At 33.4% G+C, this 14,361-nt stretch carries 19 protein-coding genes; 9 read left to right on the top strand and 10 right to left on the bottom strand.

The genetic code is table 11. The annotated features are described in order from the left end of the window. Positions 1-82 precede the first annotated feature (82 nt). The 9 genes from AC3ITQ_RS21865 to AC3ITQ_RS21825 form a co-directional block, all read right to left on the bottom strand. Complete coding sequence (locus AC3ITQ_RS21865) at positions 83-622, bottom strand: IS1096 element passenger TnpR family protein (RefSeq protein ID WP_489236184.1); 540 nt, start codon at positions 620-622, stop codon at positions 83-85. Between the two features lie 96 nt (positions 623-718). Then, a complete protein-coding gene (locus tag AC3ITQ_RS21860; RefSeq protein WP_489236183.1) occupies positions 719-1,318 on the bottom strand; it encodes an HPP family protein in 600 nt (199 codons plus the stop codon). Positions 1,319-1,399: 81 nt separating this feature from the next. Then, on the bottom strand, positions 1,400-2,677 hold the full coding sequence (locus AC3ITQ_RS21855; RefSeq protein ID WP_489236182.1) for a chloride channel protein: 1,278 nt from the start codon (positions 2,675-2,677) through the stop codon (positions 1,400-1,402). Positions 2,678-2,903: 226 nt separating this feature from the next. Then, positions 2,904-3,293 carry an SMU1112c/YaeR family gloxylase I-like metalloprotein gene (gloA2, locus tag AC3ITQ_RS21850; RefSeq protein ID WP_489236181.1) on the bottom strand — a complete coding sequence of 130 codons (390 nt, stop codon included), beginning with the start codon at positions 3,291-3,293 and terminating at the stop codon, positions 2,904-2,906. A 3-nt stretch (positions 3,294-3,296) separates the two neighbouring features. Further along, positions 3,297-3,869 carry a sugar O-acetyltransferase gene (locus AC3ITQ_RS21845; protein ID WP_489236180.1) on the bottom strand — a complete coding sequence of 191 codons (573 nt, stop codon included), beginning with the start codon at positions 3,867-3,869 and terminating at the stop codon, positions 3,297-3,299. A gap of 8 nt (positions 3,870-3,877) precedes the next feature. Beyond that, on the bottom strand, positions 3,878-4,333 hold the full coding sequence (locus AC3ITQ_RS21840) for a YciI family protein (RefSeq protein ID WP_489236179.1): 456 nt from the start codon (positions 4,331-4,333) through the stop codon (positions 3,878-3,880). Positions 4,334-4,343: 10 nt separating this feature from the next. After that, positions 4,344-4,967 carry a hypothetical protein gene (locus tag AC3ITQ_RS21835; protein WP_489236178.1) on the bottom strand — a complete coding sequence of 208 codons (624 nt, stop codon included), beginning with the start codon at positions 4,965-4,967 and terminating at the stop codon, positions 4,344-4,346. Between the two features lie 10 nt (positions 4,968-4,977). After that, positions 4,978-5,436 carry a DinB family protein gene (locus tag AC3ITQ_RS21830; protein WP_489236177.1) on the bottom strand — a complete coding sequence of 153 codons (459 nt, stop codon included), beginning with the start codon at positions 5,434-5,436 and terminating at the stop codon, positions 4,978-4,980. 74 nt (positions 5,437-5,510) lie between these two features. Continuing rightward, entirely contained in the window at positions 5,511-6,239 is a 729-nt protein-coding gene (locus AC3ITQ_RS21825) for a carbon-nitrogen hydrolase family protein (protein ID WP_489236176.1), read from the bottom strand. 148 nt (positions 6,240-6,387) lie between these two features. Between AC3ITQ_RS21825 and AC3ITQ_RS21820 the strand changes: the two genes are divergently transcribed. The 9 genes from AC3ITQ_RS21820 (at position 6,388) to AC3ITQ_RS21780 (ending at position 13,303) form a co-directional block, all read left to right on the top strand. Continuing rightward, a complete protein-coding gene (locus AC3ITQ_RS21820; RefSeq protein ID WP_489236175.1) occupies positions 6,388-8,553 on the top strand; it encodes a TonB-dependent receptor in 2,166 nt (721 codons plus the stop codon). 297 nt (positions 8,554-8,850) lie between these two features. Further along, positions 8,851-9,474, top strand: a complete 624-nt coding sequence (locus AC3ITQ_RS21815; RefSeq protein ID WP_489236174.1) for a hypothetical protein — start codon at positions 8,851-8,853, stop codon at positions 9,472-9,474. Between the two features lie 21 nt (positions 9,475-9,495). After that, the gene (locus AC3ITQ_RS21810; RefSeq protein WP_489236173.1) at positions 9,496-10,854 is read left to right on the top strand and encodes a 2TM domain-containing protein; all 1,359 of its coding nucleotides are present in this window, start codon (positions 9,496-9,498) and stop codon (positions 10,852-10,854) included. A 2-nt stretch (positions 10,855-10,856) separates the two neighbouring features. Next, positions 10,857-11,159 carry a 2TM domain-containing protein gene (locus tag AC3ITQ_RS21805; protein WP_489236172.1) on the top strand — a complete coding sequence of 101 codons (303 nt, stop codon included), beginning with the start codon at positions 10,857-10,859 and terminating at the stop codon, positions 11,157-11,159. A gap of 2 nt (positions 11,160-11,161) precedes the next feature. Further along, a complete protein-coding gene (locus AC3ITQ_RS21800) occupies positions 11,162-11,470 on the top strand; it encodes a 2TM domain-containing protein (RefSeq protein ID WP_489236171.1) in 309 nt (102 codons plus the stop codon). A 2-nt stretch (positions 11,471-11,472) separates the two neighbouring features. Further along, entirely contained in the window at positions 11,473-11,802 is a 330-nt protein-coding gene (locus AC3ITQ_RS21795; RefSeq protein WP_489236170.1) for a 2TM domain-containing protein, read from the top strand. Positions 11,803-11,804: 2 nt separating this feature from the next. Next, on the top strand, positions 11,805-12,110 hold the full coding sequence (locus AC3ITQ_RS21790; protein ID WP_489236169.1) for a 2TM domain-containing protein: 306 nt from the start codon (positions 11,805-11,807) through the stop codon (positions 12,108-12,110). Positions 12,111-12,128: 18 nt separating this feature from the next. Further along, complete coding sequence (locus AC3ITQ_RS21785) at positions 12,129-12,497, top strand: 2TM domain-containing protein (protein ID WP_489236168.1); 369 nt, start codon at positions 12,129-12,131, stop codon at positions 12,495-12,497. 38 nt (positions 12,498-12,535) lie between these two features. After that, a complete protein-coding gene (locus AC3ITQ_RS21780; RefSeq protein WP_489236167.1) occupies positions 12,536-13,303 on the top strand; it encodes a LytR/AlgR family response regulator transcription factor in 768 nt (255 codons plus the stop codon). Here AC3ITQ_RS21780 and AC3ITQ_RS21775 read toward each other — a convergent pair. Further along, positions 13,284-14,309 carry a COX15/CtaA family protein gene (locus tag AC3ITQ_RS21775; RefSeq protein ID WP_489236166.1) on the bottom strand — a complete coding sequence of 342 codons (1,026 nt, stop codon included), beginning with the start codon at positions 14,307-14,309 and terminating at the stop codon, positions 13,284-13,286. The two genes, AC3ITQ_RS21780 and AC3ITQ_RS21775, sit on opposite strands and share 20 nt — an antisense overlap. Between the last annotated feature and the right edge of the window lie 52 nt (positions 14,310-14,361).

The raw sequence follows: 14,361 nt of genomic DNA, 5'->3' as shown, positions 1-14,361 counted from the left end.
TAAAATTAATTAAAATACAAGAAAAAACTTTCAAAATAAAAACCTTAGATCCTTAGCATCTCAGAACCTTAGCACCTCAAACCTAATTCCAGTTTTCCTCAAACCCGTAATCTTCAAAGCTATCATCGCCTTCGAACATGTCTAAGTCGTCTTCGTCAAGATCGTCTTCAAATTCTCCGTAGATATCGTCGTGCATATCGGCTTCGAAGGTTTTTTCTGTGGCTTCATCCGGCATTTCTCCGTGAGAGAATAAGGTTTCAGGATAAATAGCTCCGGCAGATTGCTCCTCAATAGCAGCCAATTCAACTAAGAAAGTCCACATACTGATGAAATCATATACGTAGATGATTTTGGTGTTTTCCTTGTCTAAAATAGAAGATAACGGATAATCACTCATGGTTCTTTGTTCGCCAGGAACATCGCCAGTATCAAAAAGTGGAATTTCATCTTCCTGGTTCCAGGTTTCATCACAAGTATAAAATGAAGCAACTTCCGTTCCGTCAAAACCGAAAGCGTTGAAGATCGCATTGTGTAAATCTTCAAGTGTATCGTCTTCAAGAATTGCAATGTCTCTAAAAATATCTTCTTCGGCGTCTAGAATTACTCTAAATTTATAAACCATAATCTTTGTTTTTATTGAAAGGTCAAAGGTAAAATATAATTAATGATTTACGAATTAGGAATTGTGATTTGTTGAAAAGATTTTAATTGATAAAATCTATTTCCCTGATAAGCGTTTTCTAATCTTATGATAATGTTTGTGATAAGTACTATGACTCGGGTAAGTTCTGCTCGAAGTCATATTATTAAAAACTAAAGCAGTCAGAAATAAAATCAAAACACCAACCAAAACGGGAGAAAGTACATACATATAGCCTAAAGCTTTTATTTTATCGGAACCAATAACAGCAATAAGTGCCGTTGCACCTCCTGGCGGATGTAGCGTTTTAGTCATCTGCATTAATATAATAGCAAATGAAACAGCCAAAGGAGCTGCAATCCAAATAATATCCGGAGCCAATTTATGAACCGTAACACCAATGAAGGCCGAAATAACATGGCCGCCAATCAAATTTCGAGGCTGAGAAAACGGACTTTGTATAATTCCGTAAACCAAAACACTCGATGCTCCAAAAGAGCCAATTAAGTAAACCGCGTCATTTCCTGAAAAATGTATCGACTGAATATAAGCCAGAATTCCGATGCCGACAAAAGAACCTAAGAAAGACCAAAAATGTTCTTTATAATCTACTAGAGTTTCTTTGTAAAGAATGTAACGTGTTTTGCGATATCCTCTTTTTATTTTTTGAACAGGCATAAGTAACTAATATTCGTTGTGGTATTTTTTTGCCACAGATTAAATGATTTAAAATGATTAATCTGTGAAATTTGACATTGTTTATTTGATTAAGCTAGGAGAGTAAGTATAAACGGTGTGCGGATAAATCATTTTTGCAGTGTATTTAGAAATGAGGCAAACTACCAAAATGGGTAAAAACAAAGTGTAATCATTTGTTAAGCCACAAACTAAAAATATGGCTGTAAAAGGTGCGTGAATACTGGCGCTTAAAACTGCTGCCATTCCGATAATCATAAAGTTAACCGGAATCACATTTACATGGAAAAAAGTATTTAAACCTGAAGCTAATAATAACCCTAAAAAGGCTCCAATGAATAAGCTGGGAGCAAATACACCACCATCGCCTCCTGAAGCTAATGTTATCGAAGTTACAATTGGTTTTAAAAGTAAAATTCCAATAAAAGTTAAAGCTAAAGTAAGTGTCATTATTTGATTTGGAGCAATGAAACTGGTTTTAATGGCATGATATCCTTCTCCATATAATTGTGGAAAAATAAATAATGAAATACTTAAAACGGCCGATCCTAAAATGATTTTATAATAATGAGTGTCGATTTTTCCGAATTGAGATTTAAAAAACAAAACGCATTTTGTTAAGTAAACGGAGTTCATTCCTGCCAAAATTCCCAAAAGAATAAAATAAGGAATTGCTTTTAAATGCCAGGTCGTAATAGAAACAGCAAACAAAGGTTCTTCTTTTAAAATAGTAAGCAATCCAAAAGCAATTGAAACGGCAATAACATTTGAAATGATAAAAGCACGTGTTACTTTTCTGGAAATAACTTCTAAGGCAAATAAAATTCCGGCAATCGGGCTGCTGAATAAAGCGGTAACTCCGGCTGCAACACCCGCACAGATTAATTCGGTTTTGTATTGACGAAAAACATTTTCTTTTTGCTGTGCTACAGAACCAATAGTGGCGGTGGCAACGACCGTAGAAACTTCGATTCCCGTTGAACCTCCAAAAATAACCGTCAATAATCCGTTTATAAAGTGCGATGGAATTTTATAAGAAGGCAGGTTTTTTGAAGTTGATTTGGTGCTTTCGAAAACCTCTTTAATTCCTTTGTTTTCTTTTTTCTTAAATAAATATTGTCTTAGAAAATATATTACAGACAATCCGAAAACAGGGAAAATGATATAAAAAATGGGATTTACCGAGACTTCATGAAAGAAGATTTCTTCGTAATATTCGGTTATTTTTTTAAGTGAGATTCCGAGAAAGGCTGAAAGAAAGCCAATTAAAACAGAAACAATAACTAATTTTCGGAATTTAATAAATTGATGATTTTTCTTGATTTGCGCCGTTTTGTTCATCAGATGTGGATTTGTAGATCGCGAGATTTATTTGCGATTTCACAAAATTAGACAATCAAATCTGTTTTTTAATAATAAACGGTCTTTATAATTTGTTAAAATTATTAAGGCAACAAATTCTCTTAGCTAAAAAAAATGCCACAAAGACACTAAGTTGCTAAGTTTCCTATAATTAATTTTATAAAAAAACTTTGTGACTTAGTGTCTTCGTGGCCAAAAATCTTAGTTATCTTTCATAAAACTCAATTGGCAATAAATCAGGGTCTGCGATAAAAGTAAAACGTTTATCAGTAGTTTCATCAATTCTGATAGGCTCAGATTCGATATTTTTTGAATCCAGGAAAGCAATGATTTCTTCTAAATTAATTACTTCAAAAGCCAAATGTCGTAAACCAACTGCTTCCGGTCTTGACGGACGTTTCGGTGGGTTTGGAAATGAGAATAATTCAACGATGTAAGTACCATTCAAAGCCAAATCTAGTTTATAAGACTGGCGTTCTTCTCGGTAGATTTCTCTAATAATAGTTAAGCCTAAAACCTCTGTATAAAAAGTTTTAGATTTTTGATAATCGGAGCATAAAATGGCAATGTGATGAACTTTATTTAAGGTAAGCATTATTTATTTTGATTCAGGTTCTTGATTTAATTTTCTAATAATTTTTGCCGGATTTCCAACAGCTAGCGAGTTATCAGGAATGTCTTTTGTAACAACAGATCCTGCTCCAATAACACAGCCTTTCCCTATAGTTACCCCTGGGCAAATTACGGAGTTTCCACCAATCCAGCAATCATCTCCTATAGAAATAGGTAAGGCATTTTCTAGTGATTTTCGCAATTCGGCGTCAAGCGGATGCGTTGCGGTATAAATTTGAACATTCGGTGCAAAAAAGACATTGGATCCAATAGTTATAGGCGCGCAGTCCAAAACAACGCAATTGACATTGAAATAAACGTTGTCCCCGCAAACAATATTGTAGCCGTAATCACAATGAAAAGGTGGTTCTATATAAAAACTCTTTCCTGTATTCGGAATTAATTCGGCTAAAATTTCTTTGGCTTTTTTGGTCAAACGATATTCGGTTACGTTTAATCGGTGCAATAAATTTTTGGCTTTTCGACGTTCTTTTACTAAAACAGGATCACCCGCAATGTAATATTCTCCCGAGATCATTTTTTCTTTTTCTGTTTTCATATAAAGTATTACATTTTTTTCTTAGAAATCTTCTCGTGAATTTTTACAGTTTCCTGCAAAGCGGCAGTTGCATACCAAGGCGTTAATTCGGCCTCAAGTAATTTTGCCTGTATCGCCGGGTCCGTTGCAACAAGTGCTTCTGCTTCCTGAACTGTTTCAACATTAAAAATATAAATGCCTCTGTAATTTCGATCATTTTTCATAAAAGGTCCGGCAACAACCAATTTTCCTTCTTTGGCTAATTTGTTGATATTCGCCATATGACCTTCAAATAATTTTTGGGTTTCTTCTTTTGAAGCCGTTTTATTAGTTCCGGATTTCAAGAGACAGAAAACGTATTTCTTCATTCCGTATTCATCAGCGTTTAAAGATTTTGCCAAACTTTCGTCGAATTTCACTTCTGTTTCCTGGGAAAATCCCTCACAGCAAAACAAAAGAAATAGAATTAGTATAGATTTTTTCATCTTCAGCGTATTATTTATTTAGCATTCTGTTTTTTGTCAATTCCAAGTTCCTGATCGAGGCTACAGGGGCGATCTTGACTGTAGGATTTCCTTCTGATAAATAAAAGTAGTAGGCAGTATTAGAACCAATTATATAAACATTTTCAGATTTATCATTCGTATAATTTAGCTTATAATTATAGTCAATTTTATTGTTTTTTATTTTTTGAGAAATATATCTGCCATCAGCAAATCCGTATCCAAGGAAAATGGATATTAGAAAAGCAGCAAGAAATTCTATTGCAACGTTGTTATAATAATCAATTCTTTCCTTTTCCGGAACTTCATTTTTATTTTTCTCAGTTTTACTAATCTTCGATCCAAAAACCTTATGCAGACCTTTTTTATCTTCATTTTTTAGCAAGATCTGCGGAAGTTTAAAAGAAAAAATGAATAAAATGAATACCGTTATAAAGAATATGGGATGTGATGTAATTGCGGCTACCGGACTAATCAAAATATCCATGATAGACGAATACTTTACAATGTTTATTCCAATTTGATAATAAAAAATGCTCTCTTTAGCGATTCCTAAAAGTATAAGAAAAAGATACCCCAAGGGAAGTAGATTTTGTAGTTTATCAATGTTTTTCATATGGAATATTTTATACCAACTTCTTCAAAATAACAATTTGGCCTAAGTGATAAACGTCATGCTGAATAATGCCATGAATGTCTTCGTAAAAATTATGATTGTTATTTGGATCTATCTTATCAAAATCAGCATCATTAAAATCATTAAAAAAGGTGGTCCATAATTCCTGTGATTTTGCAAGACTTTGCAGGGATTGCTCCCAGGCAGCTTCAGAGGAATCAATTATAGGTACGAAATAATTATGATCAGGAGTTGTAACGATTTCTCCCTGAACTCTTCTCAAAATATTCCTTCTCCATTGTATGAGATGATTGACAATTTCCCAAATTGTATTGAGGTTTGGATTTGCTTTTTTATAAGCTTGTTCAGCAGTTACATTGCTTAAAGTATCAGCCAGAGTTACTTCCAGCCAGGGATTTCCATTGTAAATGGATTGATATAAATTCGAAACTCTTTTACTTTCTGACATAGCTAATAGGGATTAATTGTGTTTTTTAATATGTTTTTTCAAGCTGACTTTCAGTTGCGTAAATCAAATTTTTGCTAGATAATCTGTTTTATTACTTCTTCAGTTGTCGTATTAAAAACAAGTATACCTTCATTTTTGTTGTCGAGTTGTTCTGCTAGTTTTCCTTCTTTTGTCCAAACAGAACTAAAACCAATACTTACAAAATTATCACATTCTCCAATACAATTTGACATTAAAATGGGCATAGAATGTTTTTTTGCCACTTCCGGGTAGTGTATAAAGGCTTTTTCTACTCCATTTTTTGATTTGGCTACGCTGGCAACATAAATTTCACCTCCAAGATTACTTCCTTTTTCGGCATGTTCTATTTGTAGGCTTTCGTAGCAAATTGCCGGGATAATTTTTTGGTTTTCAATTTTGATTATGACTTGTTCAGTACCATTTTCAAAATAAGGAAATTCATCTTCATGAAGTTGTTGCTTTGAATAGGAGATTCTCTGTTGATTCGGTTGAAACACAATCATACTAATTTGTAGTCCGCTTTTTGTTTTTGTTGGAATTCCAACTCCAATTGTTATCTTTTTTAGATTGCTAATTTCCTGAAAAGTGTCAAAACGATTATCATCTTTGTCAGTTGCCAGATCTTTGGCTAAATCAGGTTCATATCCTGTTAAGGAGAGTTCAGGAAAAAAAATAGAATTTGCATTTAATGATGATGCTATTTCTACAAATTTAAGATGCTTTTCTATGTTAGCTGGAATATCTCCCTTTGCAGGCTTTATTTGTGCGACTGCTATGTTCATTTATTGTTTTTTTATTTAATACTACGAACTAAAAGCTAAGATACAAATAAGTATTTTACAACTCATCCCCGAAATTCTACAATTGGGTTATTTAATATTTTTTAACAGGTACTGTTAAAATACATTTGCTTCATCAAAAACCAAGATCATGCAAACCAAAACACTTTTTACAATTGTCTTTTTATTTTTAACAGCTTTCCTTTTTGCTCAAAACACCATTTCCGGGAAAGTGGTTGACCAGAAAGGAAAACCAGTTCCAGGAGCCAATATTTATATTGACGGAACTTATGACGGAGCGACAAGTTCTGAAACGGGTGAATTTTCTTTTGAAACTGCCGCCGCAGGAAATCAATCTATAATTGTTAGTTTTTTACTTTACGAAACATTCAAAACAGAAATTGATGTTACCAATTTTAAAAATCAAACCATAAAATTAAGAGAAAATGTAAATGCACTTGATGCCGTTGTTATTACGGCCGGAACTTTAGAATCTGGAGATAAGGCAAGGGTTTCTGTTTTAAAACCGTTAGACATTGTAACCACAGCAGGTTCTGCAGGAAACATTATTGCAGCTTTGCAAACTTTGCCTGGAACTCAAACTGTTGGTGAAGACGGGCGTTTGTTTGTACGTGGAGGAGAAGCCAGCGAAACACAAACTTTTGTTGACGGAATTCGTGTCGCACAACCGTATGGAGCAACAACTAATAATTTACCAACAAGAGGAAGATTTTCTCCTTTTTTATTCAGCGGAATTGCTTTCTCGACCGGAGGTTATTCGGCTGAATATGGCGAGGCTTTATCGAGTGTTTTATTATTGAATACACAAGATGAACCAGATATGAACAAAACCGACATTGCTCTAATGACTGTTGGTTTAGGTTTAGGAAATACTCAAAAATGGGAAAAAAGTTCGTTGAGCGTAAATACAGCTTATATCAATTTAGCACCTTATCAGGCAGTAGTTCCGCAAAATGTTGATTGGAATAATCCGTACCAATCTTTGTCTGGAGAAACAGTTTATCGTTATCATTTTACAAACGGAATCTTCAAATTGTACGCAGCTTTCGATTCGGAGAAATTTGACTTAAATCAGAAAAATGTAAACTTTGAAGATAAAATCAGAACTGATTTAAATAACAATAATTTCTACCTGAATGCATCTTACAAAGGAACTTTTGGAACGGGCTGGCAATTAACATCAGGAATCAGTTATGGCTACAATAACAACAAAATAAAATACGATATTAACGATGTTGATAGTAACGAAAATGCAGCACAATTGAAATTGAAACTAAGAAAAAATGTATCGGATCATTTTAAATTGTCTTTTGGAGCTGATTATTTCATTACCAGATTCAATGAAAATTTCGATGACAATGCTTCTATTCAGGTTGCAAATGGTTACAATTCTAATATTACCGCTTTTTACACCGAAGGAGATATTTTATTCTCTAAAAATTTAGCAGCAAAAGTAGGTTTCAGGCTTTCAAATAATAGCTTGTTAGACGAAACCAATATTGCGCCAAGAGCTTCAATTGCTTATAAAGTTTCAAAAAGCAGCCAATTCTCTTTCGCTTATGGAGATTTTACTCAGACACCTGTGGTTGATTATATTAAATATTCGAAATACCATCAATTTGAAAGTGAAAAAGCAAGACATTATATTTTAAATTATCAATTTACAAAACCAGGACAAACTTTTAGAGCCGAAGCGTATTATAAAGATTACAGTAATTTAGTTCAGTATGATACAAGAGATATTGCTTATAATTCGGTTTTTAACAATAACGGTTCTGGGTATGCAAAAGGATTAGATTTATTCTGGAGAGACAGTAACTTATATAAAAACCTGGAGTATTGGATCTCCTATTCTTATATCGATTCTGAACGACAATATAAAAATTTCCCAAACATGGCGACACCAAGTTTTGTAGCCAATCATAGTTTATCAATTGTAACCAAGTATTTCATCACCGATTGGAAATCGCAAATAGGTTTTACTAATAGTTATAGTTCTGGAAGACCATATAACGATCAAAACCAAACGCAATTCATGAATGGAAAAACAAAATCATACAACAGTTTGAGTTTTAACTGGGCCTATTTATTGACAACTCAAAAAATCCTGTATTTCTCTGTTTCAAATGTATTAGGAAGCCAAAATGTTTTTGGATACGATTACGCAAAACTTCCAGATGCCAGCGGAGTGTACCAAAGACAAGCCGTTGTACCAACCGCAGACCGATTTTTCTTCGTAGGCTTCTTTTGGACCATTAGCAAGAACAAAAATGAGAATCAGTTGAAGAATCTTTAGAGGAAGGTGCAAAGTGGCAAAGGTTCAAAGGAGCAGAGGTTTCTTTCATGACTTTTTAAAAAAGCCCAAAATTCGCAGAATTTAGAGAAAAACCTTTGAAACTTTGCAACTTTGAACCTTTGTCCCTCAAAAAAAAACAATTCAGTCACCAAATTCGACAACTCAGTATCATTTAATTTTAAAACAGTACAAACCGATATACTTTTGAAGTATAATAATCAACAGAGTTTTAATCATCAACAAAATAACTTAGACTCTCAGAACCTTAGAACCTTAGTAACTTAAAAAAAAGAAATCATGACCAAAATTATTACAATTACCACTTTATTTATTTGCAGTTTATTATCTGCACAAACACAATTTGAACAAGGAATGGGAAAAGCTTTTGGGCTTTGGAAAGAAGGAAAAAATGCTGATGCTTCGGCAATGTTTGAAAGAATCGCGGCGGCTGAGAAAACAAGTTATTTGCCAAATTATTATGTAGCTTTAATCAACACTACATCAGCTTTTAATGAGAAAGATAAAACAAAAATTGATTTGTTATTGACAAAAGCACAAGACGCCTTAGATGTAGAATTCATTAAGGATCAAAATAATGCAGAATTATATGCGATGCAGGCTTTGATTTATACAGCCTGGGTAGTAGCAGATCCGATGACTAACGGAATGAAATATTCGGCTAAAGTAATGGAAGCTTACGCGAAAGGAAAAGCGATAGACCCAAACAACCCAAGAATCGTTTTTGGTGAAGCAGATTATCAGATAGGAGGAGCAAAATGGTCAGGTGTTGATACAAAACCGCTTTGCGCACAAGTTGATAAAGCTATCGAACTTTTTGCTACTTTTAAACCAGAAACGCCTTTTTCGCCAAAATGGGGATTGGAAAGAGCTTTGGAAACACAGAAAAATTGCAAAAAATAAAATTAATTTAAGAAGATTATAATGGGAGACAATAGAAATACATTTTCGAATTTAAAGAGTGGAACGATAGCTTGTTTCAGGATTTCTATGGTCTTTACAATAATTTTCTCAGCTTTCCTGGGTGCCGATTTAACTTTTAAAAATGTTCTGATTACATTCCTTTTAAGTTGTTTATATTCTTTTGGCTTAGGTTTCGGAAACGGATATATCAATGTTCTTTTAGATAGAAAATGGGATTGGCTCGAGCAGACTAATTTAAGAGTGTATTACGGAATTTTAGTTACTGTTTTATACACTGTTCCAGCTGTTTTGGGAATCAATTATATCATTTTTGTGGTAATACAAAATATGCCTTTAGGCAGTTTTTTTAGCGAAAGAATGATCTGGGTGCATCTTTTTTATATCATTTTATCTCTTGGGGTTTCGACTTTTATGCAGGCCAGAAGTTTTATGGTAAAATGGAAACAGGCATCAAAATTTGAAATTACACAACAAAAGATTATCGCAGGAACGGCAAATGCTAAGTTCGAAAGTTTAAAAAATCAGATCGATCCGCATTTTCTTTTTAACAGCCTAAATGTATTAAGTTCTTTGATTGAAGAAAATCCGGATAATGCACAGCGATTCACTACTTCGTTATCTAAGATTTATCGCTACGTTTTAGAGCAAAAAGACAAAGAATTGGTTTCAGTAGATGATGAATTGTCGTTTGCCAAAACGTATATGAATCTGTTGAAAATGCGTTTTGAAAACAGTTTGTTTTATGAATTGCCAACAACACCGATTAATCCGGATGCAAAGGTAGTTCCGTTATCATTACAGCTTTTATTGGAGAATACAGTAAAACACAATGTGGTAAGCGAACAGAGACCATTACATATTAGAATTTTTATTGATGGTGATTATTTAGCAATTCAAAATGATTTTCAGAAAAAAGAAGTTTTACAAGACAGACAAGGAGTTGGGCTGACAAACATCGTAAATCGATACGGAATTGTAACTAACAGAAAAGTATTGGTCGAACAAAATGAAGAAACATTCACCGTTAAGATTCCGATTTTAACGAAACAAATAACAGTTATGGAAACAAGTGCAGACTATAGTGATGAAAATAAGGCTTATTTCAGAGCTAAGAAAAGAGTAGAAGAACTAAAAGGATTTTACGGAAATGTAATTTCGTATTGTTGTGTGATTCCCTTTTTAATTTTTATAAATTTGAGGTATTCTCCTGGATTTCAGTGGTTTTGGTTTTCGGCTTTAGGCTGGGGATTTGGAGTTGTAATGCACGCTTTTAAAGTTTTCGGTTATAGCTCAGATTGGGAAGAACGAAAAATAAGAGAGATTCTGGAAAAGGAAAACAACAAGCAAACCTGGAAATAATCATGGAAACAAAGTATGAAGAAGCTGAATGTTATTATCAGGCTCAAAAAAGAGTCAAAGAAATAAGAGAATTTTACGAACATTTGACCGTATTCCTGATTTGTAACCCAATTGTCATGGTTGTAAATCTTATGACTTCACCTGGTTATTTGTGGTTTTTATGGTGTGTATTTGGCTGGGGATTTGCAATTTTGATGCACGGATTGAAAGTTTTTAGAGTTTCACCGGTTTTTAATAAAGATTGGGAAGAACGAAAAATTCGGGAGATTTTGGAGAAAGAAAATAAAAGACAAACCTGGAAGTAATCATGGAACCAGATTATACAGAAGAAAGACGTTATCATCAGGCTCAGAAAAAGGTGAAAGAGATAAAAGATTTTTACCAACATCTAACAATATTTATTCTTGTAACGATAATGCTAATTGTCATTAATCTAATGACTTCGCCAGAGTATTTATGGTTTATTTGGTGCATATTGGGTTGGGGAGTAGGAGTGGTTTTCCAAGGATTGAAAGCTTTTGGAGTTTCACCATTTTTTAATAAAGAATGGGAAGAACGAAAAATCAGAGAATTTCTGGAAAAAGAAAAAGAAAGTAAAAAACAAACCTGGAAATAGTCATGGAAACGAATTGTAGTTATAATCCTGTTAAATTTAAATTTGGAGCGATCTTTAGTAAAAAGATAGTTAGACTAAGATCCTTTTATATACATGCCTTTATTTATGGTGCCGGATTAGTTTTTTATGTTTTAAAAGAGTTTTATGGAATACCTCTAAATTTCTTTCCGGTGATATATTTAAATAGTGTTGTAATGATAATTTGGACCAGTGTATTTTTAGTGTCCGCAATTGATTTATTTGCGTATTATAAGATTTTCGGAGAAGAATGGGAAGAACGCAAAGTGAAAAATCTTTTAGAAAAAAGAACAAAAACACAAAAATGGGAGTAATTATGGAAGTAAATTTTAATGATGAGGATAGATATTATTTGGCCAAAAAGAAAGTTGAAAATATAAAAGGATTTTATGGTAATTTAACTTCTTTTATTGTAGTTAATATAGTTTTGATTTTTATCAATTTATATACAACACCAGATCATTTATGGTTTTATTGGCCTTTAATGTGGTGGGGAGTAGGGGTCGTTTTTCATGGTCTGAAAGTTTTCGAAGTATTTCCGGTTTTAGGAAAAGGCTGGGAAGAAAGAAAGATCAAAGAGATCATGGATAAAGAAAAAGAGAATCAAAGCAAGTGGCAATAATTTTTAAAATTTAAAAAAATGGGACGTTTTAGAACACGTATGTACGAAGAATACGCACAGGAATTTAAGAATGACGAGAGCTTTGAAAGGGCATACAAAAAAGTAAAAAAAATAAAAGGCTTTTACTCGCACCTGAAGGTTTACATTATAATCAATCTTCTAATTATCATTTCGAATTTAGATGGAGATTTTTTTGGATGGAACCTTGAGGAAAAGGGTTTATTAGATTGGCATACTTATTCAACAGCATTTTATTGGGGTATTGCTTTATTGATTCATGCTTTTACAGTGTTTGGACCGGATATTTTTTTCAATGGAGATTGGGAACAAAAGAAAATCCGGGAATATATGGATAAGGATGCTTCAAATACCAATAAATGGGAGTAATTTTAAATTATTTTTTTTCAATTTTTTCAGTTTAGTAAATGACCACATTAATTATAGAAGACGAAAAACCGGCAGCAAGATTATTGCAGCGAAAGCTTGAAAAGCTAGAAATTTCCGTAGAAACCATGTTGCACTCTGTAGAAGAATCTGTAGATTGGTTCGCTAACAATGAACATCCGGATTTGATTTTTTTGGATATTCAATTGTCTGATGGTTTATCGTTTGAAATTTTTGAAAAAATAGACATTAAAAGTGCGATCATCTTTACAACGGCTTATGATGAATATGCCTTAAAAGCATTCAAGCTGAATAGTATAGATTATCTTTTAAAGCCAATTGACGAAGACGATTTAGAAGTTGCCGTTACTAAATTTAAGGCTCGTATGCCAAAATCAACTTCAGAAAATCAAAATCTTCAACTTGATTTTGAGCAAATACGCCGCATGCTTTCAAATCCTTTTGAGAAGAATTATAAAAAACGATTCACGGTTAAAATTGGGCAGCATTTAAAAGTAATAACTACAGAGGAAATAGAATGTTTCTTTAGCGAAAACAAAGGAACGTATATTCATACTTTCGATAACAGAAATTATTTGATCGATTCGACTTTAGAAATTTTGGAACAGGAATTAGACATGAAGGATTTCTTCCGCGTAAGCAGAAAATTTATTGTGCCACTTCAGGCCATAAAAGAAATTCAAGTTTATACTAATTCACGACTTAAAGTTATTTTGCCTTCTTATAAAGAAGATGAGGTAGTTGTTAGCCGTGAAAAGGTGCAGGATTTTAAGAGTTGGCTGGGGTAGGTTTCTTAGCCTCCAGAATCATGTAAAACTGTATTCCAAATAAGATTGATGCCAATACTAAATGTATCGCCTGACTTCCTATTGGGAAATCAAGATAAGCCATTGCCATTCCAGTCAGAATTTCAATTCCAATTATCACAATTACCCAGTTTATTTTTGAATATCCTAAACCAAATTTGGTGTTTTTAATGTATAAATAAACATTAACTAAAAAGACAACAATAGAAAAGGAACGGTGAACATAAAAAGTAACCGATGGATTTTGTAACCAAAGAATACTTGCAGTCAATCCGTTTTTAACTTGTTCGTCTACAAACTGACGCACCTGTGTTCCAATCGCTACCTGAATTAAAGTCAGTAAAAGCGAAAACAAAAGTACATTTCTAAAAGTTGAATTGTATTTTACAGTGGCTATTTTTGGTCTGGCCAATTGAATAATGTATAAAATTACCGCAACGATTACCAAAGCCATAACCATGTGAACTGTTATTTTTATTGGGTTCAAGACCGAATAAACTACTTTAGCTCCTAACCACGCCTGAAAGCCCATCATAAATACTACCAACCAGGAAAGTAAAGTGATTTTCTTGTTTTGCCTCCAAAATCTGAAAGAGGCAATTGCCATGAAAAAACAAGCCATTCCAGCCAAAGCACCGCAAAGTCTGTTGATATATTCAATCCAGGTATGCAACGGGTTAAAAATTGCATAATCATGTTTGGTGTATTTTTCCCAATGTGAAGCATCAAAAGATGTTTCAGTCGTAAAATTATGTTTTGCAACCAAAAGACTTTCATCTTTAATAATTACCTGTCCTTTTTCGAAAACACGGTTGGGTTCCCACGTCAATTCCTTTAAATCGGTTGGCGGAATGTAATATCCAAAACACTTTGGCCAATCCGGACAACCCATTCCAGATCCTGTCATACGAACCAGAGCTCCTGCAACAATTACTAAATAAACTAAAACTAATGCTGTTTTTGCGATTGTAGGGAAATGTTTTTTCATTCTTTTTTTAAAGTTGCAAAGTTTCAAAGTTGCAGAGGTTCAAAGGATAGGA

The organism is Flavobacterium sp. KH_001 (assembly GCF_057840745.1).
The sequence above is the reverse complement of the archived record's forward strand: the minus strand, read 5'-3'. Positions and strand labels throughout refer to the sequence as shown.